The organism is Sphingopyxis microcysteis, from assembly GCF_012274265.1.
In the GTDB taxonomy this organism is placed as follows: Bacteria; Pseudomonadota; Alphaproteobacteria; order Sphingomonadales; family Sphingomonadaceae; genus Sphingopyxis; species Sphingopyxis microcysteis.
Window position 1 is genome coordinate 1,015,628 of the sequence record NZ_JAANYY010000002.1, and the last position, 25,769, is coordinate 1,041,396.

The window sequence follows — 25,769 nt, forward strand, 5'->3', positions numbered from 1 at the left end:
CTGCGAATGGAAGCCCGGTCGTTAGGCGCCGAGCTTTGCCAGTATCTGGGGGGTGATCGCATCGGCGGTCAGGCCGAAATGCTTGTACAGGTCGTCAATCGGTGCCGAGGCACCGAAGCTGTCGATACCAAAGCGGAGGCCGTCGCGGCCGGTGTAGCGTTCCCAGCCAAAGGTCGCGCCCGCCTCGATCGAGACGATCAGCGCGTCGCGCGGCAGGATCGCATCCTGATAGGCGCCGTCCTGTTCGTCGAACAATTCGGTCGAGACCATCGAGACAACGTCGGCGCCATGGCCCGCGGCCTCCAGCTTGTCCGCGATCTCGACCGCAAGCGAGACTTCGGAGCCGGTCGCGACAAGTACGACCTTGCGGTCGGCGCTGGCTTCGCGCAGGCGGTAACCACCTTTCGCGCAAAGATTTTCCGTGACGTCATGACGCAGCGGCGGGAGGTTCTGACGCGTCAGCGCGAGCAACGACGGGCGGCTTTCCTGCGCCAGCGCCAGCGCCCAGCACTCGGCGGTCTCGACCGCGTCGGCGGGGCGCATCACCAGCAGGTTCGGCGTCGCGCGCAGCGACTGGAGATGCTCGATCGGCTGGTGCGTCGGGCCGTCCTCGCCGAGCCCGATGCTGTCGTGCGTCATCACATAGACCACGCGCTGCTGCTGGAGCGCCGACAGCCGGATCGCGGCGCGGCAATAATCGGCGAAGACGAGGAAGGTGCCACCATAAGGAACGATACCGCCATGCAGCGCCATGCCGTTCATCGCTGCCGCCATGCCGAACTCGCGGATGCCGTAATAGATGTAGCGCCCCGAATAATCATTCTTCGTCAGCGGCTTGGTCGACGACGTTTTGGTATTGTTCGAACCCGTCAGATCGGCGCTACCGCCGACGAGTGCGGCAATATCGGCAGTCAGCGCGCTCAGCGTGTTCTCCGAAGCCTTGCGCGTCGCGACCTTCGGCGGCTCGGCCACCAGCCCATCGAGATAGGCCTTGAAGGCATCGCCCGGAACGAACTTGCCGCTCAGGCGATCTTCAAATTCCTTTTTCTTTTCGTTGTTTGCAAGTCGGTCATTCCATTCGGCATGAAGAACCTTGCCCTTTTTGCCAAAGGCTGCCCACGCCGCCGCTATGTCGGCCGGAATATCGAAAGGTTCGGCGGTCCAGCCGAGTTCGCTGCGCGCCGCGGCAATCTCGTCGGCACCCAGCGGCGCACCGTGCGTTGCCGACGTGCCTTGCTTGTTAGGCGCACCGAAGCCGATGATCGTGCGGCATGCGATCAGCGACGGCCGCGGATCGGCGAGCGCCGCATCGATCGCGCGGCGAATGTCGGCGGGATCATGCCCGTCGCAGCTTTCGACATGCCAGCCGGTCGCAGCATAGCGCGCCGCAATATCCTCGCTCGTCGACAGATCGGTCGCCCCGTCGATCGTGATCTTGTTGTCATCCCACAGCACGGTCATCCGACCGAGTTGCAAATGACCTGCCAGACCAATGGCTTCGTGATTGATGCCTTCCATCAGGCAGCCGTCACCCGCGATCACCCAGGTACGGTGGTCGACCAGATCGTCACCATAGAGGCTGTTGAGGTGACGCTCGGCGATCGCCATGCCGACCGCGGTCGCAAGCCCCTGCCCCAGCGGGCCGGTCGTCGTTTCGACGCCCTCGAGCTCGAAATTTTCGGGATGCCCCGCGCACGGGCTGTGCAGCTGGCGGAAATTGCGGATGTCGTCGATCGTCGGCCGCGCATAGCCCGCGAGGTGCAGCGTCGCATAGGCGAGCATCGAACCATGCCCCGCCGACAGCACGAATCGGTCGCGATCGGCCCATTTGGGGTCGCTGGGATCGAATTTCAGATAGTCCGAATAGAGCACCGTCGCGACGTCGGCCATGCCCATCGGCATCCCCGGATGGCCGCTGTTTGCGGCCTGAACAGCGTCCATCGCAAGCGCGCGGATCGCATTGGCGAGCTGACGTTCGGGCAGTGTCATTTGTCCCCCGGAAATGGCTGGGCAGGCGCCGGACGCTACGGCCCGACTGGATGCGCACAGCCCTTTGCGGCGGCGGGGTCAGGAGTCAACCGCTGCGAACGGAAAATCGGCGCATTTTGGACCGACAGGGCAATTGCACCCCCCTGCCCGCGCTGCTACCCATCGCGCATGGAACTCGACCTCGACGAATCCAGCCTGGCCATCGGCCGCATCGAACGCGCGCTCAGTCGCATTGAAAAGGCGCTGGCCAATCCGCCAAAGCAGCCGCCATCCGCTTCAGCGGCCCCGGCAGCCGACCAGTCGGCGCTCCGGGCCGAAGTCGCCGCGGTGATCGGCGAACTCGACCGATTGATTGCGGAGGCCGACCGTGGCTGATGTCAAGCTGATGATCGCCGGACGTCCCTACGACGTTCATTGCGCCGACGGAGAGGAAGCGCAGCTGCTCCAGCTCGCCGCCGTCGTCGATGAAAAGGCCCGCGGAATTCAGGGCGGAACCGAAGTTCGTCAGCTCCTGTTCGCCGCGCTGATGCTCGCCGACGATGCCCAGGAAGCCAGGGGCAAGGCCGACAAGGCCGAGCCGCAGTCCGATTCGCTGCGCGCGGCGGTCGCGCTGGCCGAAAGCCGCGAGGCCGCGGCGCGCGACGAACTGCGCGCCGCGGTGACGCGCGAACAGGCGGCGCTCAAAGAACTGGAAGCGTTGCGCTCGGCCCCGGCGGCGGCGTCCGCGAAGCCGGCCCATGATCGCGCCCTGCTGCAGATCGCCGATCGGATCGAGGCTTTGGCGACGAAAGTCGAGCAAATCTCTTGAGCGCAGGCACTCGCCCCCCTACATAAGGGACGGCGGGTACTGCCCGGCACGAGCTTTTGCGAAAATCCCTGAGGCGATACATCATCCTAGGGGGCTGTCCCTGCCCGGACCCTGGTCCGACGTACATGGTCCCCACCTGACGTTACTGGCGTCAGAGGATCTTCCAGCAAACGACCTCGGCGGTCCCGCCAACCGACCCTTAAACGGGCGTATCCGAAGCCGGAGGGCGCGATGAGCCATTGGTCCGCCGATCTGGTCCAGCAGAAACAGAGGCTGCGCGAAAAGCTGCGGTTTCGCCGCAAGCATTTCGCCGCGAATCTCGACGGGATGGCGCAGTTTGCGGCGTTTCGCGCGCTACCCGCATCGCTTTCGGACCTGCTCGCCCGCCATGCCATTGTTGGCGCCTATGCCGCGTGGGGCGACGAACCCGACATCCTGCCGATGTTCGGCGAGCTCGCGGCGGCGGGCGCGCTCGCGCTGCCGCACCACGCCGCGCGCGTCGATACGATGGATTTTCGGCGCTGGCAGCCCGATGAAGCGCTGGAAAAGGGGCCGTGGGGAACGCGGCAGCCCGCCGATGATGCGCCGCGCGTGGAACCCGACCTCATTTTTTGCCCGCTGGTCGGTTTCGACCGCCAAGGCGGCCGCATCGGCCAGGGCGGCGGTCATTATGATCGCTATTTCGCCGCGCATCCCGATGCGCTGCGGATCGGTATCGGCTGGTCGGTGCAGGAAATCGACGCTACGCCGCGCGAATCGACCGACGTCGCGCTCGACGCGATATTGACCGAACAGGAATTCATCCTTTGCGGAGATCGTTTGTGAGTGAGGATCCGGCCAACCCCCAGCCAAGCTGGCGCAAGCCCGCGGGCATGTTCCTGATCCTCGCGCTGATCGGCGGCTGGACCGCGATCGTCGCCAGCCTGTCGCCATGGATCGGCGCCTGGCCGGTGCTGGTCCAGGCGATTTTCTATCTGGTCGCCGGGATCGTCTGGATCCTGCCGCTCAAGCCGCTGCTGCGATGGATGGAATTGGGGAGATGGCGCGACTGACAGCCGCGCCATTTCCAGATTTCCGGTGATGGAATAGTTCCAAGCTGCGGTGGCCATTCCGTCCCGAAAGACAAGGAATGGCGCGAGTGACGGGGCTCGAACCCGCGACCTCCGGCGTGACAGGCCGGCACTCTAACCAACTGAGCTACACCCGCGTGCGCTTGGGAGCCGCGCCAATATGGCGCTCGCCCCGACCTGTCAACCATCCCTTTCGAATTGGCTTCGATTTAATCGATCGCGCATCTCGTCGACCGTCGTCAACGTGCCGCGTTCGAACAGGAATCCCGCGAGATCGGGCGTCCCGGTCGATTGCAACACCGTTTGCAAAATCAGCAGCAGCGGCACCGCGAGCAGCGCTCCGGGCGCGCCCCACACCCAGCCCCAGAAGCTGAGCGACACCAGAATCAGCAAGGGATTGATTGTCAGCCGCTTGCCGAGCACCAACGGCGTGATCAGATTCGCCTCCACAGTGTGGACACCGATGAACAAAAGCGCGGGCAGCAACGCCAGCCCGACCGCATCAAAGGTCATCAACCCACCCAGTCCCAGCAGGATCGCCGCCACAATCGGGCCGACATAGGGCACGAAATTGCATAGCGAGACGATGCCGCCCCACATGAAGGGCGACGGCATGCCAAGCGCCCACAATAGCAGCGCGACCGACAGTCCCAGGATTGCGTTGATCAAGGTGATCGTGGCGAGATAGTCGGCGGTGGCATCAACAACATTCTGGATCACCCGCGCCGTCTGCATCGCGCCATCGAAGCTGCCACGGCGCCGGATCGTACCTTTGCGGAGGCGCGTCCATCCCGACAGAAAGAAAAAGATGACCAGCACGGCAAAGAACAATTGGATCGCCGCTGATGGCGCCGCCGAGATGAAATAGTCGACGACCGACGTTGGCGCTGTCGCTGCCACCGCCTGCGCCGTCGCCTCGCTCCCGCTCGCCATCGACAACAATGTGCGATCGACAAACCTTTGCAGCGTCGAATAAAAATCGATCAGCGGCGCCAGGTTGCTCTGGATCCGCGGGATCGAATCGGGCAGCCGCGCAAACCAGCCCGTCGCGGGCACGACGATGATCGCCAGCGCGGCATTGATCAGCATCAGAAACCCGGTGAGCGAAAGAAACGCCGCCAGCGCCGACGGAACGCCGCGCCGCTCGAGCCATTCGAGCAACGGCACCAACGCGATCGCGATCACGATCGCAGCGGTCAGTGGCAGAAAAAACTCTGCGCCGTGCTGCAGGGCAAAGGGCAACCCCAGGCAGAAGCTCGCGCCAAAGATCAGCGTAAGCGCCGCGAGCAGCCGATCGCGGCGAAAATCATCGATCTCGATTTGATGGAGAGGGTTCGAACGCGGGCGCGCGTCTCTGCTCCCCCGATCGTCCGCCACCCCATGCCTCCTTGCGTTAACCGCCTCTTCTTACGCGTGCTTTGCATTTTGCGCCAGCCGCCCCGTTTTGCGACGAATCGCGCCGGGCACCTGTCTCCTTCTGGGGCAGAACGCGTCTTTCTCGCTGCTTTTTAACCGTAAATTACCCTTTTTCGTCGACTGAGGGCTCCAAGGACCAACCACTTCGGAGTCAAAGTGATGATGAAAGCGCCTGTGGGGGGCGCGAAGCATCAGCTTCTACCCTCTTGTTCAGCCATCGCCCTGCTGGCCGCGCTCGCGCTGCCAATGCAGGCGCAAGCCGCCGGAACGCGTGCCGGCTCGACGATCAGCAACACCGCCTCGGCCAGCTTTGACACAGGCGGCGGTTCGACGACGATCAATTCGAACCAAGTCGACCTGCTCGTCGATGAATTGCTCGACGTCACCGTCGATTCGAGCAATCCGGCGGATGTGCCGACCACCCCGGGCGCGACCGGACAGGTCCTGACCTTTTCGGTCACCAATAACGGCAATGGCGTCGAAAATTTCGTGCTGAGCACGATCGCCAACGCTGGCGGGGACAATTACGACCCGGTCGTCACCCAAATCTACATCGACAATGGCGACGGCGTGTTCGACGCAGGCACCGACACGCTTTATACGCCCGGTGCCAACGAACCTGAGCTCGATCCCGACGAAAGCGTGACGGTGTTTGTCGTCGCGACCACGCCGGGCACCGTCGTCGACGGCAACCGCGGGATCGTCAGCCTGGTTGCGGCCGCGGTAACCGGCACCGGCGATCCGGGCGACAGCTTTGCCGGCATGGGCGAAGGCGGCGGCGACGCCGTCGTCGGCTCGACCGGCGCCGATGGCACCGACGCGGGCGCGTTCATCGTGTCGGCCGCGACCGTCACGCTGGTGAAATCGGCCGTCGTGACCAACACGCTCGGCACCGCAGACCCGATTCCGGGCGCCACCATCACCTACACGATCGTTGCGACCGTCGCGGGCAGCGGCTCGGTCAGCGGGCTGGCGATCACCGACAATATCCCCGCTGACACCAGCTATGTCGCGGGCTCGATCACGCTTGGCGGCGTCGCGCAGTCCGACGCGGTCGATGCCGACGCGGGCGACTATAATGGCACGCGGATCAACGTCGCACTTGGCACGGTTGCCGGGGGCCAGACCCGCACCGTCACCTTCCGTACCACGATCGATTGATGGAGATGCGCATGCGCACCGCCCTTTTCCTGCTTTTCGCGGCGCTTTTGCCGGGTCAGGCGCTTGCCGCCAACCAGGTGGCACTCGCCAACGACGTGTTTGTCGAGCGCGTCAGCACCGACGCGCAAGGTAAGCAGCGGATCTTGCTCGAAGAACCAAAGGTCGTCGTTCCCGGCGATCGGCTGGTGTTCGTGCTCAATTATCGCAACGCGGGCGCTCAGCCCGCCGACAAATTTGTCATCACCAACCCCCTGCCCGCGGCCGTTCGCTTTGCCGATGCGGGCGACAGCAGGCCGCTCGTCTCGATCGATGGCGGTCGGGGCTGGGGCCAGCTCGATCAACTCACGGTGACGATGGCCGACGGCACCCGCCGCGCCGCGCAGCCGGACGATGTCACGCACATCCGCTGGGCCTTTCAAAAGCCCATTCCGGCGGGTGCCAGCGGCAAGCTGATGTTTCGAGGAGTCGTAAAATAGTGAATTAAAATAACCGCTTAATGATTGCCAGCGGTGGGGAAACGGCAATCGACCAAAGCCAAGGAGCTCAGCTATGACCAGCAAGCTGAACACCGTGGGCATCATCGGTCTGGCGGCGATCACAAGTCTCGCCGCCACCCCGGCACTTGCTGCCGGGACGACCGCGGGTACCACGATCACGAATACCGCCACCGTCGACTATCAGGTCGGTGGCGTTGCGCAGGGCCAGCAATCGGCGTCGAACAATTTCACCGTCGACCGCAAGATCAACCTGCTCGTCGAAGAAGTCGGCACGGTCACGACCAACGTCGTGCCGGGGCAGACGAACGCCGTCACGACATTCCAGCTGACGAACAGCTCGAACGAAACGCTCGATTTCGCGCTCGTCGCGTCGCAGATCGTCGGCGGCACCGCGGCGCACGGTGGGACGGACACGTTCAACGCCACCAACGTACGGATTTACCGCGATAATACGGTCACCGGTACGGTCGGCAGCTGGGATGTGGGCGATACCCTGCTCACCGGTTTCGTCGATGAACTGGTCGTCGATACCGCGATCCGCCTGTTCGTCGTCGCCGACATTCCGGCGGGGCTCGCCAACAACGCCGTCGCCGGCGTTACCTTGCGCGCCACCGCTCGCGAAGGCGGTACCGCGAGCACCCAGGGCGCTGCGATCACCGAGACGACCGGAGCCAATACGGCGGGCAAGGACACGGTCTTTGCCGACATCGCGGGCGTGACCGGCGACGCCGCGCGCGACGGTTCGCACAGCGACAACGACGACTATACGGTGCAGACGGCGACGCTTGCGGTCGCCAAGAGCAGCCGCGTGATCTCGGATCCGTTCAACGGCACGACAAATCCGAAGCTGATCCCGGGTGCAGTTGTCGAATATTGTATCGCCGTCGCCAATACAGGCGCGGCGGCCGCCAGCTCGGTGGTCATCAACGATGCCGTGCCGGGCCAGCTGACCTACATTCCGAGTTCGATCCTGCTCGGCGGTACCTACACGGGCACCGTTCCCAGCGGCACGTGCGATTTCAACGGCACCGCGGGCGGCAGTTACACCGCGCCCAACGTGTCGGGCACGATCGCATCGATCGCAGCGGGCGCCACGAGCACGCTCGTCTTCCGCGCGACGGTCAACTGATCGGAGAACCGATTGAGCAGCGGGTGCGGCCCAAAAACCGCCTCCCGCTGCTCCATTCGGGGCTGTCATGGCACTCGGAACCAAATATTTCGGCCTTGTGACCTCCCTGGTCGCGGCAGCCCTGCTGCCTGCGGTTCCCCGGGCAGAAGCGCAGGTGATCACGAACACCGCTTCGGCGCAGTGGACGCATGACGGGAACCCCGGTCAGGCGCTGTCGAACCGCGTCGACGTCACCGTGGCGCCGCGTCCGCCCGAACGGCCGACGATTACCACGTACCGCCTGACCAACGGCGGCGGCAACAAATCGGTGCCGCTGGCGCCGACCCAGTGCAGCCGTGCCGGCGGCCCCATCGCCAACGCCTTGAGCAGCGGCATCGCGAACGGCAGCACCAGCCTCGGCAGCACCAGCAGCACGATCCCGCTCAGCGGGGTCTATGAGGGCATCTCGACCGCCCCTGCCTCGCTGCAAAGCACCGACAATTTCCGCGCCGGCGAAATGCTCGTCGTCGGGGTCACGCTCGCATCGGCGAATGCCGATCCGCAGGCGCGTGATACGCTCGACGTCGTGCTCGAGCTTGAAAATGGCGACCGTGAGCAGATTACGCTGACGGAAACGGCCAACAACAGCGGCGAATTCGTCGGGTTTATCAACACGGTCGGCGTCCCGCCCGCCGTCGCGCCGGGCGACTGCCGTCTGTCGGTCAATCCGGGCGCGGCGCTGTCGCTGCGCGTCACCGACCAGGCGAACGCCAGCCTGGTCGCGCTGGCGACGATCAACTTCCTCGTCGATCCCTTCGGCATCGTGTTCGATAGCGGCGACGGCGCGCCGGTTCCGGGCAGCCGCGTTACCATCGTCGACGCCGCGACGGGTCAGCCCGCGCAGGTTTTCGGCGACGACGGGATTTCCGCCTACCCTTCCAGCGTGATCACGGGACGGAGTGTCACCGATTCGGGCGGCACGACCTATAATTTCCCGCCGGGCGACTATCGTTTCCCGTTCGTCGCACCGGGAAGCTATCGCCTGATCGTCCAGCCGCCGTCGCCGTTCACCGCGCCGTCGACCTCGAATCCCGCCGATCTGGCTGGATTCCGCCGTCCCGACGATGGTCTGCCATTCGAAATCAGCGGCGCCAGCTATGGCAATCCCTTCACGCTGAACAGCCCTGCCCCGGTACGCGTCGATATTCCGGTCGATCAGCCCGGCCTGCCGCTGGTGCTGCGCAAGACAACCTCGACGCAGGTCGCGGTGCCCGGCGACGTGATCCAGTACCGCATCGAGGTCGCGAACCGCGACGCGCGGCGCACCACCGGCGCCGTGACGGTCAACGACGTCCTGCCGCCCGGCATGCGCCTGCGCCCCGACACCGTGCGAATCGACGGGGTGCGCGTCACTGCCAATGTTGCCGCCAACGGCCGCGAATTCAGCGTGGTGGTGCCCAGCATCGGCGCATCGCGGACCGTTTTGCTGACCTATCTGGCCGAAGTCATCGTTTCGGCGCAGCCTGGCAACGCGCTCAACCGCGCCTCGGCCATCGATAACCGCGGAGCAGCGAGCAACATTGCCGAGGCGACGATCTCGATCAAACGCGACCAGCTCGGCGACCGGATGACGATCATCGGGCGCATCACCGACGGCGGTTGCACGGTCGATCCGCGCAAGGCCGACGGCATCGCGGGTGTTCGCGTGATGCTTCAGGACGGCAGCTACACCGTCACCGACGAAGATGGCCGTTATCACTTCGAAGGCGTGCGCCCCGGCCTCCACGTCGTCCAGATCGATCCGTCGACGCTGCCGCTCGACCGCGCGCCGATCGACTGTGCACGCTCGACGCAAAGCGCGGGCAGCGCCATCTCGCGCTTTGTCGAAGGCCGCGGCGGAGCGCTCAAGCGCGCCGATTTCCGCGCCGTCGCCAGCGCGCCGCGCGCAGCGGCTAAAACCTCGGCCGTTGCGGCGCCGGTCGTCCTCAGCGACCCGGAGGCGGCCGGGGCGGGTCGCGACTGGCTCGCTGGACAAACCCCGGGCATCGAATGGCTGTTTCCCGCCACCGATCACAATCCGCGCTCAAAGGCGATCCGCGCCGCGATCAAGCACGTGCCGGGTCAGACGGTCACGCTGCGCGTCAATGGCAAGGCCGCCGATCCTTTGACCTTTGAAGGCACCAGCAAGGCCGCCGACGGCACCATCGCGGTCAGTCTGTGGCGCGGGCTCGAAATTCGCGAGGGCGAAAACCGCCTGATCGCCGAGGTCAAGGATGTGAACGGCGTTATCATCACGACGCTGGAGCGCGATGTTCACTATTCGATCACACCGATGCGCGCCAGTCTGGTACGCGAACGCTCGGTGCTGGTCGCCGACGGCGTGACGCGCCCGGTGATCGCGGTGCGGCTGACCGATCGCGACGGCAAGCCCGTGCGCGCCGGGCTGACGGGTGATTTCAGCGTCCCTGCCCCCTATTATCCGGCGGTCGAGGCCGATGCGCAGCAGGCGCGCCAGCTCGCCGGGCTCGAGCGCGCCCAGCCGCTGTGGAAAATCGATGGCGACGACGGTATCGCCTATATCGAACTCGAACCGACGACCGCGTCGGGAACGCTGGCGATGGATTTCATCTTCCGCGACGACAAGGTGACGCGCAAGCAGACGATCGAAACCTGGCTCGATCCGGGCGATCGGCCGTGGACCGTCGTCGGCTTTGCCGCCGGGACGCTCGGCTACAACACGCTCGACGATCGCATGGAACCGGTTGCGGAAACGCTCGACGATCTGAACGCCGATGCGCGCCTCGCGCTCTATGCCAAGGGCCGCGTGCGCGGCAAATGGCTGATGACGCTGGCGTACGACAGCGACAAGGAGCAGGACGACGCACGCTTCGGCGGTGTTATCGATCCGCGCGCCTATTACACCATCTATGCCGATCGCAACGAGACGCGTTACGATGCGGCGTCGGTGCGCAAGCTCTACCTCCGCCTGGAGCGCCCGCAATTCTATGCGATGTTCGGCGATATCGAGACCGGCATTTCCGAACCCGAACTTGCACGGTACCAGCGCGCGCTCAACGGCGGCAAAGCCGAGTATCGCGGTAGGAACTTTGCCGCGACCGCGTTCGTCGCCGATACCCCCTATCGGTTCCGCCGCGACGAAATCCAGGGCAACGGCCTGACCGGGCCGTATCAGCTCGGGGCGCGCGATATCCTGCCCAACAGCGAACGCATCGTCATTGAAACGCGCGATCGCCTGCGCAGCGAGCGCATTGTTGACAGTGTCAGCATGACGCGCCACGTCGATTATGACATCGACTATCTGTCCGGCACGATCCGCTTCCGCAGCCCGGTGCTCAGCCGCTCGTCGGATCTCGATCCGCAGTTCATCGTCGCCGAATATGAGGTCGATGGCGTCGGACAGCGCGTGCTCAACGCCGGAGGGCGCGTCAGCTACCAGTCGAATGACGAAAAACTGCGGGTCGGCGCGACCTTCATCCATGACGAAGACGGAAACGCAAAAACCGACCTCGGCGGCGTGGACGCGCGCTATCGGCCGAATATCGACACCGAAGTTCGCGCCGAACTGGCGGTCAGCGATGCCAAGTCGGCTAATGGCGGCAATGCCGCGGTCGGCACCGCCAAGGCATGGCTGATCGAAGCCGAACATCACAGCAGCAACGCAGACTTCCTCGCGTACGTCCGCGAGCGCGAGAGCGGCTTTGGCGCGGGCCAACTCAACCGCGGCGAGAATGGCACACGCAAATTCGGGGTCGATGCCCGGCTGCGCGCCGCTCGCACCCTGTCGCTGACCGGCAGCGCCTGGCAGGAAGATTATCTGGATACCGGCGCGCGCCGCCGCGCCGCGCGGGCGCTGGCCGAATATGACAATGGCACGACGGTGGCGCGTGCCGGATTGACCCACGCCGACGACCGGCTGTCGGATGGCACGCGCAACCGCTCGAACATCGTCCAGTTCGGCGCGACGCAGCGACTGTTCGAAAAACGCCTCGAACTCGACGCGCAGACCGAATTCGCGCTGGGCGGCAAGGATGCGAGCATCGATTTCCCGACCCGCCACCGCCTCGGTGCGCGCTTTGCGATCCATCGCGACGTCAATCTGGTCGGCAGCTATGAAATCGCCGACGGCGATACCATCAAGGCGCGCACCGCGCGGCTGGGTTTCGACCTGACCCCTTGGTCGGGCGCACGCATGCTCGCCACCGCGAACCAGCAGCAGATCGGCGAATATGGCCCGCGCAGCTTTGCCGCTTATGGCCTGTCGCAGTCGCTGAAGCTCGGCGAGCGCTGGTCGGTCGATGTGTCGATCGACGGCAATCGCACCCTTGGCGGAATCCGGGCGAGCGATGTTATCAATGTCAACCAACCCGTTGCTTCGGGCGGTTTCCTTGGTGACAACGGGACGCTGACCGAAGATTTCCTCGCGATCAGCACCGGCGCCACCTATCGCGCCGATCGCTGGACGCTGACGGGCCGCGCCGAATATCGCGATGGAGAGATCGCCAATCGCTACGGGCTGACGCTGGGCGGCCTCCGCCAGCTCGGCGAAGGCCGTGCGCTCGGTGCGCTGTTCACCTATGCGAAGGCCAGCGGGAGCGGCACGACCCCGACGACCGAGGTTATCAATTTCGAGATGAGCTGGGCGCACCGCCCCGCGAATTCCACCATTTCGTGGCTCAACAAGAGCGAGTTCCGTTCGGACAAGGTCCGCGACGCCATCGCGGGACAGCCCGGCCCGATCGGCGGCGGCGCGCTGACGATCGACGGCGACGCCACCAGCCGCCGCCTGCTCAACAGCCTGTCGGTCAACTGGACCCCGCTCGGCGACCGCGAAAACCGCCGCGGCGCGGGCCGCGCATGGTACGAAAAGGGCGAATTCGGCTTTTTCTGGGGCACGCGCTACAATTTCGACAAGTTCGGCGCTGACGACGTCAAGGGGTGGTCGAACCTGATCGGCGCCGATTTCCGCTTCAACCTCGGCGAGCATGTCGACGTCGGCGCGTCGGGAACCGTGCGCGTCGGCACCGATGCTGACACTGTTAACTGGGCGGGCGGGCCGACCGTGACGCTGGCGCCGATGAAGAATGCGAACATCACCTTCGGCTATAATTTCGCGGGTTTCCACGACCGCGATTTCGAAGACGCGCGCTATTCGCGCTCGGGCGCCTATGTGACGTTCAAGCTGAAGTTCGACCAGACAAGCTTTGCCGGGCTGGGGCTCTAAACCTACACCCACTCCGTTCGTGTCGAGCGAAGTCGAGACACGTGAAGGCGCACGCCAACGCAGCGTGTCTCGACTACGCTCGACACAAACGGTTGTTGGTTAGGCTTATCAATCCGCGAACAGCAAAACCGGCGTCTCAACCAGCTTTTTCAGCGCCTGGACATAGCTCGCGGCATCCCAGCCATCGACGACCCGGTGGTCGCAGCTGATCGACAGGTTCATCAGCTTCGCGCGGCGAATGTCGTCGCCGTCGAAAACCGGGCGTTCGACAATCTTGTTCGGGCCGATAATCGCGACCTCGGGCCGGTTGATCACCGGGGTCGTCGCAATACCGCCGAGTGGCCCCAGCGAAGTGATCGTCAGCGTCGATCCCGACAGTTCGTCAACCTTCGCTTTTCCGGTCCGCGCAGCCTCAGCCAATCGGCTGATTTCACTCGCCAATTGCCAGACATTCTTGTCCTGCGCGTCGCGGATCACGGGGACCATCAGTCCCGCATCGGTCTGCGTCGCCATGCCCAGATGCACCGCGCCGTAGCGCGTCACCACGCCCGCTTCATCGTCATAGCGCGCGTTGATCATCGGAAACTGCGGAATCGTGCGGCAAATCGCTACAATCAGGAAAGGTAACATCGTCAACTTTGGCCGCTGGCCGCGATTGGCGTTCAAATCGGCGCGCATTTCTTCCAGCGCGGTGACGTCCATTTCCTCGACATAGGTGAAATGAGGGATAGCGCGTTTCGACGCCGCCATATTCTCGGCAATCTTGCGCCGCATGCCGATAACCTTGATCGGCTCGTCGGCGCGCGCACGGCTGGCGCCGGGGCTGTGATAGCCCTGTCCGCTGCTATAGCGCAGGAAAGCGTCGAGATCGGCGTGGCGAATGCGGTCGCCGTCGCACTGCACCTGCCCCAGATCGATCCCCAGATACTTCGCGCGGGCGCGAACGGCGGGCGATGCAAGGACTTTGGCGTCGTGGTGGACAGCGACAGCCGGGGCCGCGGGAGCCGCCGGCGTTTCGGAAGGCTTTTCGGCCGGATGCGGCGCCTCAGCGGCCGATGTTAACTCTGTTACCTTGGGTTCAGGCTCGGAATCCATCCCCGGCGTTTCGGCTTCGATCTGCGCTTCGACCGCCTTGTCCATCGGCGGCGCGTCGACTTCGCCGTCGCCATCGGTTTCGATAACCGCCAGCGTCGATCCGATCGCAATCAGGTCGCCGACCTCACCGGCCAGCTCGACGACGATCCCTGACACCGGCGATTCCATCTCGACGGTCGCCTTGTCGGTCATCATGTCGGCCAGCTGCGCGTCTTCCTCGACGCGTTCGCCTACACGCACGTGCCAGGCAACGATCTCGGCCTCGGCGATACCTTCGCCAATGTCGGGCAGGCGGAATGAATAGCGAGCCATTGGCGTCAGTCCTTCAAAATCTTGGTCAGCGCGGTCGCGATGCGGACCGGACCGGGGAAATAGGCCCATTCCAGGCTGTGCGGATAGGGCGTGTCAAAGCCGGTGACGCGCTCGACCGGCGCTTCGAGGTGGTAAAAGCAGCGTTCCTGTACCAGCGCGGCCAGTTCGGCGCCAAAACCCGAGGTGCGCGTCGCTTCGTGGATCACCAGACAGCGCCCGGTCTTCTTCACCGATGCCTCGATCGCGTCGATATCGAGCGGAAGAAGCGTCCTAAGATCAATGATTTCTGCATCGACCTTCAATTCTTCCACAATAGTTTTCACGACGTGGACCATGGTACCATAGGCGAGCACGGTCAGCGCCTCGCCCTCGCGCACCGTCGCGGCCTTCCCAAGCTCGATCCGATAATGCCCCTCGGGCACCGCGCTCGCCGCGTGTTTGGACCATGGCTCGACCGGGCGGTCATAATAGCCGCTGAACGGACCGTTATAGATGCGCTTGGGTTCGAGGAAGACGACCGGGTCATTGTCCTCGATCGCCGCGATCAACAGGCCTTTTGCGTCGTAGGGATTGGAGGGGATCACGGTTTTCACGCCGCAAATATGCGTCATGATCGATTCGGGCGACTGGCTGTGCGTCTGGCCGCCGAAAATGCCGCCACCGAATGGCGTACGAACCGTCATCGGACAGATGAAATCTGCCGCGGAGCGATAGCGCAGCCGCGCCGCTTCGCTGACCAACTGGTCGAGCCCGGGATAGATGTAGTCGGCAAACTGGATCTCGGGTACCGGACGCAGGCCATAGGCGCCCATGCCGACCGCGACCCCGATGATCCCGCATTCGTTGATCGGGGTATCGAAAACGCGCGTTTTCCCATGTTTTTTCTGCAATCCCGCAGTCGCGCGGAACACGCCGCCGAAAAAGCCGACGTCCTCGCCCATCACAACGACATTGCTGTCGCGTTCGAGCATCACGTCCATCGCGCTGTTGATCGCCTCGATCATGTTCATGGTCTTGGTCGCAGTCATCGTGTCGGCGCTCATCATTCGGGCTTCCAGTCGGGGCCGAACTTCGCTTCCTGTTCGGCGAGCATCTGCGCGCATTGTTCCTTCAGGTGCCAGGGCATGTCTTCGAACACGTCCTGGAACATCGTCTCGAACGGTTGGTGCATGCCATGCCCCAAAATACCAAGCTTTTCCGATTGCTTCTGCGTCGTTTTTACCAAATCTTCGAGTTCAGCCCGCTGCGCCTCATGCCGTTCGCCATCCCATTCGCCCAGCGTTTCGAGATGCTGGCGCAAACGCACGATCGGATCGCCAAACGGCCATGCCGAGGCTTCATCGGCGGGGCGATAGGCGCTCGGGTCGTCCGACGTGCTATGCCCTTCGCTGCGATAGGTGAAATGCTCGATCAACGTCGGCCCGCTGTTGGTCCGGGCGCGATCCGCGGCCCATTGCGTCGCGGCATAGACCGCCAGCGGGTCATTGCCATCGACCCGCAGCCCGGCAATCCCGTAACCCACGGCGCGCGCTGCAAAGGTCGTGCGCTCGCCGCCGGCAAAGCCCGAAAAGCTGGAGATCGCCCACTGGTTGTTGACGACATTGAAAATGACCGGCGCGTTATAGACCGTCGCAAAGGTCAATGCCGAGTGGAAGTCCCCCTCGGCCGACGACCCCTCGCCGCACCACACCGTCGCGATGCGGCTGTCGCCCTTGGAAGCCGACGCCATCGCCCAGCCCACCGCCTGCGGATATTGCGTCGCGAGGTTACCCGACACGCTGAAGAACCCATGCTCGGGCGCCGAGTACATGATCGGCAGCTGGCGTCCGAGCAGATGATCGCCGCGATTCGAATAAATCTGGTTCATCATCTGGATCAGCGGATAGTCGCGCGCGATCAAAATGCCCTGCTGGCGATAGCTGGGGAAGCACATGTCGCCGCGATCGAGCGCCATGGTCGAGGCGACCGATGTCGCCTCTTCGCCGGTGCATTTCATGTAGAAGCTGGTCTTGCCCTGCCGCTGGGCGCGGAACATGCGGTCGTCGAAGGCGCGGACCAGCATCATGTAGCGCAGCATCGTGCGCAGCCGCTCGGGGCTCAGCTTGGGATCCCACTGGCCCTTGGCCTGCCCGTCAAAATCGAGCACACGGACGAGGCCGTAGCACAGGTCGCGCATAGCATCGGGCTTCGTCGCTTCGCCTGGACGCGGCGTCGCATCGACCGCGGGAACGACAATATCGCCAAAATCAGGCGTGTCGCCCGGGCGATAGCGCGGTTCGGGGATATGAAGCGACAGCGGCTGCAGATTGCTCGCCGGGCGCCGGTCCGTTTCGGGCATATCGTCTTCCCATTGCGGCGCGAATCAGCGCCTAGTTATATTTCAGCGTGGCGACATATTATTTCGATCGCCATATGAATGCAACGCTAGCGATCACACCGCTACCGGTGCCGAAATATGTGCCTGCGGCGTATAAGCTTCGACCGCGAAGTCATCGAAGTTATAGTCAAAAATGCTGTCAGCACGGCGCAAGATCCGAAGCTTTGGCGCGCCCGCCGGGGTGCGCCCCATTTGCTGTTCGACCAGTTCGGCGTGGTTGAGATAGAGATGCACGTCACCCCCGGTCCACACCAGTTCATGCGCGTGCAGGCCGCACTGGTCGGCAACCATGCGGGTCAGCAGCGCGGCCTCGAATATATTGAACGCAAAACCAAGCCCCAGATCGCACGAACGCTGGAACAACAGGCACGACAGCCCGCCGTCGCTGCGCACGTGGAACTGATAGGTCATATGGCACGGCGGCAACGCCATGCGGTCGAGATCGGCGACATTCCAGCCGGTGAAAATATGCCGACGCGACCCCGGATTGTTCCGCAGCCCGTCGATCAGCGCCGCAATCTGGTTGTGCCCCTGGCTTGTGCGGCGGAACAGACCCTCGCCCGCAGGCTCGTAGCGCGGCCAGTTGACCCATTGATGGCCATAAACGGGACCAAGATCGCCCCATTGCGCGGCAAAGTCGTCATCGGCGATGATCCGCGCCTCGAATTCCTCGGCGCTGATCGCCTCGCCCGTCGTCTTGCGATATTTTTCGAGCGGCCAGTCGGTCCAGATCTTGACGCCTTGCGAGACGAGCGAACGGATATTGGTATCGCCGGTCAGGAACCACAACAGCTCGCGCAGCGCCGTTTTCCAATAGACGCGCTTGGTCGTCAGCAAAGGAATTGCGTCGTCCTTCAGCGAGAATCGCATCGTTTCGCCGAACAGCGACCGCGTTCCGACTCCGGTTCGATCGACCCGCTCGTCGCCTTCGACCCAGATGCGGCGCATCAGGTCGAGATATTGCAGTTCATAATGGATGGACTCGGCCAAGACTCGCTCCCGTTTTGGTCGCTCTTTGCTAGGCCGCGCGCGCCATGCGGACAAGGGCGCAACGGGGATGCGCGCAGAAAGGGTCCAATGCGGCGCAGTCGTCGATTGGCGCGCGCGCGCGCGACGCACATGGCATATTCCATGACCCTGCTCGCCCCCATCGACCCGCCCGCCGTTCCATCGGAAATGGCGGGCTATGTCGCTTGCGATGCCGAAGACGACATCGCGCGGCATCTTTTGCGCCCGCATTTTGCCGCTGACCGCGAAACGCTGCTGTTGGCTGGGTTTGACGTGTTTGACCGGCTCGTTCGCGTCGAACGCACCGGTGGCGACAACGCCATCCGCTGCATCATCCCGCCGCGCTGCTGGCGCGGCCTGATCAGCAGCGGGGTCGTCGCGGTGATCATGGCGCACAACCACCCGTCGGGCGATCCCCGCCCGAGCGCCGCCGACACGCGGACGACACAGGAAACGGCGCATTTTCTGCGCACCATGGACATCGAGCTGGTCGATCATCTGATATTCGTTGCGGACGGGCATTTCAGTTTTCGAAGTGCCGAAATGCTCTAGTTGCGGCAATCCAGATCAATGTGCCGATTGGCGCTTGAAGTTCGCCGATTGCGCGTCTAGAGGACCGCCCTGCCTTCGCGGCGACCCCGGTCGGCGCGCAGATCGGTCGGGGAGTAGCTCAGCCTGGTAGAGCACTGTCTTCGGGAGGCAGGGGCCGGAGGTTCGAATCCTCTCTCCCCGACCAATTTCTTCGCATATTGCAGATTCTGCACCGTCGCTTCTTGTAAATCGGCGCACAGCACCCTAGATTTGTTCTACGCCGCCGTGGTTTTCCCCCTTTCCACCGCGGCCAGCGTCCCGCCAGCTTTGGCGTGGCGCGTCCTCCCTGGACCCTGGCCACCTCGTACTTCGGTACGGGGTGGTTTTTTATTCAGCGGCCTGAATATTGGCGTCGGGCATCGGACGTGCGCGCGCCGCCGCGCCTACCAGGTCGGCAAACCATTGCGCGATTGTCGCAATTCGCGGGGCATCGGGCGCACGGTCAGGCGTCAGATACAGGCGCCGGTCGATCTCGATCTGCACCGCGTGGACCGCGTGTCCCGGATTGCCATGCGTGCGGATGATATGTCCGCCCGCATAGGGCTGGTTGCGCGACACCGGCTCGCCCAGGCGTTCGGCTGCCTCCAGCACCAGGTCAACCAGCCACCCCGCCGACGTCACCCCGAAATGATCGCCGACGACGATCCGCGCGCCATGGCCCGGTTGGCCAATCGGAATCGACGGCATCGAGTGCAGATCGAACAGGATGGCGTAGCCGAACCGCTCACGCGCCGCCGCCAAAGCTGCCGCGAGTGCGGCATGATAGGGTCGGTGAAAGGAATCGAGCCGCCATTGCAGCGCCGCCTGATCGATCGGCAGTTTCCAGAGCGGCCCGCAATCGGCCAGCCGCGTCGGGACGACGCCAAGGCCGGCGCGCTCCTTGCGCCCCGGGGCCGAAAATTGCGCGCGTAGCGGCATCGCGACTTCGCCCGGCGCCATCTGCCCCTCGCCGCGATTGCAGTCGGCGACGGCGCGCGCCCACAGACCGTGGACGATCGTCGCGCCGGCATCGACGGCTCCGCGCGCGATCAAGTCGCACCAACTATCTTCCAGTCGCTCCAGATCGCCCTTCCCGACGCGCGCCGCTGCCAGGATTTCGGGAGGATATATCCGTCCCGCGTGCGGCACCGAAACGACCACCGGACCGATGGCCGAAGGGCGGTCGACGGCGATGGCGGTCGACGGGGGAGCGCGGGAGAGCATGGACCATGGGTGGCAAAAAAAGCGCGACGAATCCAGCGTCGCCAAGTCAATTTGTTAAATCTCTGCCGCTATGGCAGACGTGGAATTAAGGATAGGGTCGACCGGAACCGGCCGTATCGAGCGACCAGGGGACAGATTTTCATATGATTCGTATTCTTCTGGCCGAGGATGATGACGTGATGCGCGAATATCTTGCGCGGGCGCTGACCAGCGCCGGCTATCACGTCACCGCCGTCGATCGCGGCACCGCCGCGGTTCCCTACATCGATTCGGGAACCTTCGACCTGCTGCTGTCCGACATTGTCATGCCCGAAATGGATGGAATCGAGCTTGCGCAGCACACCGCCAAGGTCGCGCCGCAAACGCAGGTGATGTTCATCACCGGCTTTGCCGCCGTGTCGCTGCGCGCCGAAGAAAATGTGCCGCAAGCGAAACTCTTGTCAAAGCCGTTTCACCTCAAAGATCTCGTGCGCGAAGTCGACAATCTGTTCGGCCGCGCCGATCGGTCGAGCCAACAATAACGACATCATCCGCCGCGAAGGGGTTGCCAAGCGTGGCCGGGGATATTAGGGGGCCGTCACCCCAAGGGATGGGCGTGTAGCTCAGTGGTAGAGCACTGTGTTGACATCGCAGGGGTCGCAAGTTCAATCCTTGCCACGCCCACCATTAAAAACGCCGCCACCCACCCGGGTTGGCGGCGTTTTTGCTTTCGGCGTCAGCGGCACCCGAAACTGCCAAATGAGTTTCCCGTTCCCCTGCGAAGGCAGGGGTCCATCACCACCGCTATCGCTTTGCCGAGGCGCTCGCTGTATTTCGTAACGTCCGGTGATGGCCCCCTGCCTTCGCAGGGGAACAGCTTTCACACTCAAAATCACATGAGCTCACGCCATCCCCTTCGCCAGATCGCCGCGCGACGCGTCGCCGACCTGGCTGCCGCCGTCGCAGTCGAGGATCGTGCCGGTGATATAGCCCGCGGCGGGCGAGCAGAGGAACACCGCCGATTCGGCGACCTCCTCGATCTTGCCCCAGCGCTTCATCGCGATGCGGTCGAAATGCGACTGGCGCGTCGCGGCATCGGGCGCGAGCCTTTTCATTCCTTCGGTATCGGCGATCGGCCCCGGCGAAATGCCGTTCACCCTGACCTCTGGTCCCCATTCGAGCGCGAGCACGCGAATCAACTGGTTGATCCCCGCCTTTGCCGCGCAAGCGTGCGCTTGCAGCGCCGACGCGTTGACCGCCTGCCCTGCCGTAATCGCGATCAGCGATGCACCCGGACGGTTAAGCAGGTCGTGACAGCCGCGAAAGACGTTGAAGGTGCCATTGAGGTCGATATCGACGACGGTACGAAAGGCATTCGCCGACATGCCGAGCGCGGGCGCCAGGAAATTGCCCGCCGCACCCGAAATCACGATGTCCATTGGTCCGAGCTGATCCGCGACCTGCTCCATCGCGCCGCGAATCGCCGCGTAATCGCGAACATCGGCCGACAGTCCGATCGCGCCCGCGCCAATCTCCGCCGCTGCACGCGCCGCCTTGTCGGGGTCGCGCCCCGCCACCGCAACCCTGGCGCCCAGCTCGGCGAAACGCTTGGCAATCCCCAGATTGATGCCGCTCGTCCCCCCGGCAACGAACGCCGTTTTGCCCGCCAGCAAATTATCGCGGAATGTCGTCATGCTGCTCTCCCTTGATCCGTCGCGGTAACGATCCGGGGTTGACGGATCGGAACCAGTCGCCTTTTGAAACTGGATCAGACAGCAAGGACGAACCGATGGCAAGTGCCGGCCCCACCTCGAACAGCTTCATTTCGCAGCGGCTGAAGCTCCACTATGTCGACTGGGGCAATCGCGGCGCGCCCCCGCTGCTGCTTGTCCATGGTGGGCGCGACCATTGCCGCAACTGGGACTGGGTCGCCGAAAAGCTGCGTGACCGTTATCACATCATCGCGCCGGACCTGCGCGGGCATGGCGACAGCGCATGGTCGCCCGACGGCAATTACGCGATGGACGGCTTTGTCTATGATCTGGCTCAGCTGATCCATCAGCTCGATCTGGGACCGGTCAGCATCGTCGCGCATTCGATGGGCGGCAATATCGCGCTCCGCTATACCGGCCTTTATCCCGAAAATGTCAGCAAGCTGGTGGCGATCGAAGGGCTTGGCCCCTCCCCCAAGATCATCGCCGAGCGCGCCGCAAAGCCCTATGCCGAACGCTTTCGCAAATGGATCGACGACAAGCGGCAGGCCGCCGGGCGCACCCCGCGCCGCTATGCAACGCTCGACGACGCGCTGGCGCGGATGATGAGCGAGAACGCCTATCTGACCGAAGCGCAGGCGCGCCACCTGACCATCCACGGCATCAGCCGCAACGAGGATGGCAGCTGGAGCTGGAAATTCGACAATTACCTGAATGTCTGGCCCGCGTTCGACATGCCGCAGGACGACATTGCCGCGCTGTGGGGTGCGATCACCTGTCCCACCCTGTTGCTCTATGGCGCCAACAGCTGGGCATCGAACCCCGAGCGCGATGGGCGTCTCGCCGCGTTCAACACCGCGAAGGTGATCGAGTTCGAAAATGCCGGCCACTGGCTGCACCACGACCAGTTCGACCGGTTCATGTCCACGCTAGACGATTTCCTGTAAACCCGGCCCATTGGCGCGCAATGGCGCGCATTTTGGGGCAGAAGATGGCCTATAGCGGGCAGGTTTCGAGACGGCAGCGGATGGTGGCGGGCGGCGGCGCCTTGCTGGCGGCAGTTGCGGTCGGATTCGGCCTCGCCAGCGGGCTCGACCTCGACGTCGTTCGCAAGGCCAGCAAGGCAATCGCCGCGCTTGCCATCGCGGCGCCGCCGCCGACCGAGCCGGTCGTCCCCCAAACTTCGCCCAGCGACATCGCCAGCGGCAAGGCGTCGGCAGCCAATCAACACGCCAAAGCGGCCCCCGTTATCGCGTCCAAACCCAAACTGCCGCCGATCACGCCTCCGGTTGCCGCCGCGCCGCACCCCGGCACGGGAAGCGATGCATCTGCGGGCGCGACACCGAACCCCGGCGCCGGATCGGGCGCGGGTGGGCGCGGTGATGGAACGGGCGCAGGCGGGTCGGGCAACGGCACCGGTGGCGGCACCAAGGCGGTATGGCAGAGCGGCACGATCCGCGACCGCGACTATCCGCGTAGCGCGAGCCGCGCCCGCGTCGGCGGCGACGTCGAGGTTCGCTTCACGATCCAGCCGTCGGGCCGCGTCACCGGCTGCCTGGTGACGCGATCGAGCGGCGACGCCGCGCTCGACCAGACCACCTGCCGCCTGATCGAAGACCGTTTTCGCTTCAAACCCGCCACCAATGCCGCGGGCGTCGCCGTCGCCAGCACCTATGGCTGGCGGCAAAGCTGGTGGCTCGAACCGCGTCGTTAGGCGACCTGATCGCAGCCCCACCCTCATCGTCGCGACAATTTGCGAGAATGATGCGAATAATTCGCAATATAAATTGACTCTGCGATCGATTCGCAATAGCGGCCCCTCCGAACACCAGCAGGGGTAATATTGTGAAAAAATCGATGTCCGCCACCTTCCTCGCCATGTCGTGCGTGGGGACCCTGATCAGCGCCCCCACCATGGCCGCCGAAGTCGGCGCCGATGCCGCTGCCGAACAGCAAGCGGAGCGCGACCGCCGCGAAGAACGCGAGCAGATCATCGTTACCGGTCAGCAATATCAGACCCAGCAGGAATCGCCGAAATCGACGCGCTCGGTGCGCGACACGCCGCAGACGGTGACCGTCATCACCGGCGAAACGATCGAACAGCAAAATCTCCTGACGCTGCGCGACATGTTGTCGACCGTTCCCGGCATTACCTTTGGCGCCGCCGAAGGCGGCTCGCCGCCGGCGGATTCGATCACGCTGCGCGGCTATTCGGCGGGGTCGGACATCACGCAGGACGGGGTGCGCGACAGCGGTGCGTACAACCGGTCGGACAATTTCAACCTCGAACAGCTGGAAATCGTCAACGGCGCCAATTCGGTCTATGGCGGATCGGGGTCGGTTGGCGGCTCGATCAACCTCGTCACCAAGCGTCCGCTCGCGGAAACTCGGGTCATCGCGACGGCGGGTATCGGCACCGATGATTATTATCGCGGTTCGATCGACGCCAACATCCGCGCCAATGACCTGATCGCCTTCCGCCTGAACGCGATGATCCATCAAAACGACGTTCCGGGCCGCGACGTCGAATATTATGAGCGCTGGGGTGTGGCACCCTCGATCACCCTTGGTGTCGGCGGCCCGACCAGCCTGACGCTGCAATATCTGCATCAGGAGGACGAGAATATCCCGCAATATGGCGTGCCCTATTATGCGGTTGCCGGGGGCGTCCTTCCCGGCGTCGATCGCAGCGATTATTTCGGGTACCGCAACGTCGATACGCAGGACATTACGGTCGATCAGGCGACCCTGACCTTCGAACATCAGTTGAGCGACCAGGTATCGCTTCGCAATCTGTCGCGTTGGCAACAGGTATCGCAGCTGACGATCGTCGGCCCGCCGCAGGGCACCTATTGCCTGGCCAACAACCAGCTCCCCACGGGAGCAGCGTGCCCCGCGACGGTCCCCGCAGGCTATTACCTGATTGGCGGCCCGCGCGGTAACACCCGCGATTCGAACAACGAAATCATGTATAATCAGCTTGACCTGCGTGCCGTGTTCAACACCGGTGCGGTCGAACACACGCTGGTCGCTGGCGCGTCGGCAAGCTGGGAAAAATATCTGCTGTCGACGGGCAATGTGTACCGCAACGCCAATGGCACCCCGGCCTTTGCCACCTTCCCGCTGATCAACATCGCCAACCCGAACGAAATCGTTCAGGGACCGCCCGGCTTTGTCTATGGCAGCAACGTCTATACCGGTCCGGTGAATTATTTTGAAAGCGGTCGCCAGCGCGGCGAGATCGACAATTACGCGGTCTATCTGTTCGACGCGATGAAGATCGGGAAGTTCGAGATCAACGGCGGCGTGCGCTGGGAAAAGAACAGCGGAAATTACCGTACCGAAACGGTAACGACGGCAGGCGTGGTGACGCCTGGCACGATATTCCGCAACGATGCCGACCTGTTTTCCTATCGCCTCGGGCTGGTTTACAAACCGGTCGAAGCCGTGACGCTCTATGCGGCCTATGGCAATTCGAGAACGCCTTCGATCAGCGCCGTCAACGGCGCCTGCACCGCCTTGACCTGCAACGTCGATCCCGAAAGCGCGCGTAACTACGAAATTGGCGCCAAGGCCGAAGTCGCAGGTGGCAAACTGCTCCTTGCCGCATCGGCATTCCGCAACGAACGCAACCAGTACAAGGTGCCGTCGAACGATCCGACGATCCCCGACCAGGTGCTCGACGGCAAATCGCGCGTCGATGGCATCGCGCTCAGCGTCGTCGGCAAGATCACCCCGCAATGGTCGGTGACCGCCAACTACACCTATCTGGACAGCACGCTGATCCAGTCGGTCGCCGACGGCCTGCCCGACCCGGCGGCGGGTGCACAGCTTCAGAACACGCCAAAGCATTCGGGCAGCCTGTTCACGACGTACGAGCTGCCGTTTGGCCTGACGCTTGGATACAGCCTGACCTATCAGGGCAGCTTCGCGCTGAACCTGCCCACCGCGGCCAGCCCGACGATTTTCCGCTCGGACGATTATCTCGTCCATAGCGCCTATGTCGCTTACAACGTCACCGACAAGCTGAAGGCACAGCTCAATGTGAAGAATTTCACCGACGAGCTCTACTTCACGCGCGTCCGCAACAATGGCTGGGCCACCCCGGGCGATGCGCGCGCGGCGATTTTCTCGCTGACATACACGCATTGACCTGCATGGCGGGGACGGCGGCGCCGCTGCCGCCCCCGCCATTGCTTCG

Annotated in this window: 21 protein-coding genes and 3 tRNA genes; 15 read left to right on the top strand and 9 right to left on the bottom strand. The window is 63.9% G+C overall.

What is annotated here, in order from left to right; genetic code table 11:
• Positions 1-21: 21 nt before the first annotated feature.
• Entirely contained in the window at positions 22-1,989 is a 1,968-nt protein-coding gene (gene tkt / locus G9408_RS04855; RefSeq protein ID WP_168452916.1) for a transketolase, read from the bottom strand.
• A 168-nt stretch (positions 1,990-2,157) separates the two neighbouring features.
• On the opposite strand from tkt, the gene G9408_RS04860 reads away from it, so the two are divergent.
• The 4 genes from G9408_RS04860 to G9408_RS04875 all read left to right on the top strand — a co-directional run bounded on the left by G9408_RS04860 (position 2,158) and on the right by G9408_RS04875 (position 3,849).
• Positions 2,158-2,364 (top strand): hypothetical protein, encoded by a 207-nt coding sequence (locus G9408_RS04860; RefSeq protein WP_120216121.1) that lies wholly within the window; start codon positions 2,158-2,160, stop codon positions 2,362-2,364.
• Positions 2,357-2,797: a cell division protein ZapA gene (locus G9408_RS04865; RefSeq protein WP_120216120.1), complete on the top strand. Its 441-nt coding sequence runs from the start codon at positions 2,357-2,359 to the stop codon at positions 2,795-2,797. The genes G9408_RS04860 and G9408_RS04865 overlap by 8 nt, the downstream gene beginning before the upstream one ends.
• Before the next feature lie 231 nt (positions 2,798-3,028).
• A complete protein-coding gene (locus tag G9408_RS04870) occupies positions 3,029-3,622 on the top strand; it encodes a 5-formyltetrahydrofolate cyclo-ligase (protein WP_168452917.1) in 594 nt (197 codons plus the stop codon).
• Positions 3,619-3,849: a DUF2842 domain-containing protein gene (locus tag G9408_RS04875; protein ID WP_328804386.1), complete on the top strand. Its 231-nt coding sequence runs from the start codon at positions 3,619-3,621 to the stop codon at positions 3,847-3,849. Before G9408_RS04870 ends, G9408_RS04875 begins: the two co-directional genes overlap by 4 nt.
• A gap of 78 nt (positions 3,850-3,927) precedes the next feature.
• On the opposite strand, the gene G9408_RS04880 is transcribed toward G9408_RS04875, so the two are convergent.
• Positions 3,928-4,004: transfer RNA gene (locus G9408_RS04880), tRNA-Asp, on the bottom strand.
• Between the two features lie 43 nt (positions 4,005-4,047).
• Positions 4,048-5,244 (bottom strand): AI-2E family transporter, encoded by a 1,197-nt coding sequence (locus G9408_RS04885; RefSeq protein WP_168452918.1) that lies wholly within the window; start codon positions 5,242-5,244, stop codon positions 4,048-4,050.
• 198 nt (positions 5,245-5,442) lie between these two features.
• Here G9408_RS04885 and G9408_RS04890 point away from each other — a divergent pair, with 198 nt between their 5' ends.
• The 4 genes from G9408_RS04890 to G9408_RS04905 all read left to right on the top strand — a co-directional run bounded on the left by G9408_RS04890 (position 5,443) and on the right by G9408_RS04905 (position 13,291).
• Positions 5,443-6,444 (top strand): DUF11 domain-containing protein, encoded by a 1,002-nt coding sequence (locus tag G9408_RS04890; RefSeq protein WP_168452919.1) that lies wholly within the window; start codon positions 5,443-5,445, stop codon positions 6,442-6,444.
• Between the two features lie 11 nt (positions 6,445-6,455).
• Entirely contained in the window at positions 6,456-6,920 is a 465-nt protein-coding gene (locus G9408_RS04895) for a hypothetical protein (RefSeq protein WP_235957471.1), read from the top strand.
• Between the two features lie 73 nt (positions 6,921-6,993).
• On the top strand, positions 6,994-8,070 hold the full coding sequence (locus tag G9408_RS04900; RefSeq protein ID WP_168452921.1) for a DUF11 domain-containing protein: 1,077 nt from the start codon (positions 6,994-6,996) through the stop codon (positions 8,068-8,070).
• A 67-nt stretch (positions 8,071-8,137) separates the two neighbouring features.
• A complete protein-coding gene (locus tag G9408_RS04905) occupies positions 8,138-13,291 on the top strand; it encodes a DUF11 domain-containing protein (RefSeq protein ID WP_168452922.1) in 5,154 nt (1,717 codons plus the stop codon).
• Between the two features lie 108 nt (positions 13,292-13,399).
• On the opposite strand, the gene G9408_RS04910 is transcribed toward G9408_RS04905, so the two are convergent.
• The 4 genes from G9408_RS04910 to thyA all read right to left on the bottom strand — a co-directional run bounded on the left by G9408_RS04910 (position 13,400) and on the right by thyA (position 18,065).
• The gene (locus G9408_RS04910; protein WP_168452923.1) at positions 13,400-14,698 is read right to left on the bottom strand and encodes a dihydrolipoamide acetyltransferase family protein; all 1,299 of its coding nucleotides are present in this window, start codon (positions 14,696-14,698) and stop codon (positions 13,400-13,402) included.
• Between the two features lie 5 nt (positions 14,699-14,703).
• Entirely contained in the window at positions 14,704-15,708 is a 1,005-nt protein-coding gene (locus G9408_RS04915; protein WP_137870054.1) for an alpha-ketoacid dehydrogenase subunit beta, read from the bottom strand.
• Positions 15,709-15,740: 32 nt separating this feature from the next.
• Positions 15,741-17,036 (bottom strand): thiamine pyrophosphate-dependent enzyme, encoded by a 1,296-nt coding sequence (locus tag G9408_RS04920; protein WP_168452924.1) that lies wholly within the window; start codon positions 17,034-17,036, stop codon positions 15,741-15,743.
• A 93-nt stretch (positions 17,037-17,129) separates the two neighbouring features.
• The gene (thyA, locus tag G9408_RS04925; RefSeq protein WP_210423181.1) at positions 17,130-18,065 is read right to left on the bottom strand and encodes a thymidylate synthase; all 936 of its coding nucleotides are present in this window, start codon (positions 18,063-18,065) and stop codon (positions 17,130-17,132) included.
• Positions 18,066-18,206: 141 nt separating this feature from the next.
• On the opposite strand from thyA, the gene G9408_RS04930 reads away from it, so the two are divergent.
• On the top strand, positions 18,207-18,635 hold the full coding sequence (locus G9408_RS04930; protein WP_168452925.1) for a JAB domain-containing protein: 429 nt from the start codon (positions 18,207-18,209) through the stop codon (positions 18,633-18,635).
• 107 nt (positions 18,636-18,742) lie between these two features.
• A tRNA-Pro gene (locus G9408_RS04935) sits at positions 18,743-18,819 on the top strand.
• Between the two features lie 182 nt (positions 18,820-19,001).
• Here G9408_RS04935 and G9408_RS04940 read toward each other — a convergent pair.
• A complete protein-coding gene (locus G9408_RS04940) occupies positions 19,002-19,877 on the bottom strand; it encodes an N-formylglutamate amidohydrolase (protein WP_168452926.1) in 876 nt (291 codons plus the stop codon).
• Between the two features lie 143 nt (positions 19,878-20,020).
• Between G9408_RS04940 and cpdR the strand changes: the two genes are divergently transcribed.
• Positions 20,021-20,398 (top strand): cell cycle two-component system response regulator CpdR, encoded by a 378-nt coding sequence (gene cpdR / locus G9408_RS04945; protein WP_088442230.1) that lies wholly within the window; start codon positions 20,021-20,023, stop codon positions 20,396-20,398.
• A 70-nt stretch (positions 20,399-20,468) separates the two neighbouring features.
• Positions 20,469-20,543: transfer RNA gene (locus G9408_RS04950), tRNA-Val, on the top strand.
• A 215-nt stretch (positions 20,544-20,758) separates the two neighbouring features.
• Here G9408_RS04950 and G9408_RS04955 read toward each other — a convergent pair.
• The gene (locus G9408_RS04955) at positions 20,759-21,550 is read right to left on the bottom strand and encodes an SDR family oxidoreductase (protein ID WP_168452927.1); all 792 of its coding nucleotides are present in this window, start codon (positions 21,548-21,550) and stop codon (positions 20,759-20,761) included.
• A gap of 95 nt (positions 21,551-21,645) precedes the next feature.
• Here G9408_RS04955 and G9408_RS04960 point away from each other — a divergent pair, with 95 nt between their 5' ends.
• The 3 genes from G9408_RS04960 to G9408_RS04970 all read left to right on the top strand — a co-directional run bounded on the left by G9408_RS04960 (position 21,646) and on the right by G9408_RS04970 (position 25,720).
• Positions 21,646-22,515, top strand: coding sequence for an alpha/beta fold hydrolase (locus G9408_RS04960; protein WP_168452928.1), 870 nt, complete (start codon positions 21,646-21,648; stop codon positions 22,513-22,515).
• A gap of 20 nt (positions 22,516-22,535) precedes the next feature.
• Positions 22,536-23,282 (top strand): energy transducer TonB, encoded by a 747-nt coding sequence (locus G9408_RS04965; protein WP_235957472.1) that lies wholly within the window; start codon positions 22,536-22,538, stop codon positions 23,280-23,282.
• A 143-nt stretch (positions 23,283-23,425) separates the two neighbouring features.
• Positions 23,426-25,720 (top strand): TonB-dependent receptor, encoded by a 2,295-nt coding sequence (locus G9408_RS04970; protein WP_168452929.1) that lies wholly within the window; start codon positions 23,426-23,428, stop codon positions 25,718-25,720.
• Positions 25,721-25,769 lie beyond the last annotated feature (49 nt).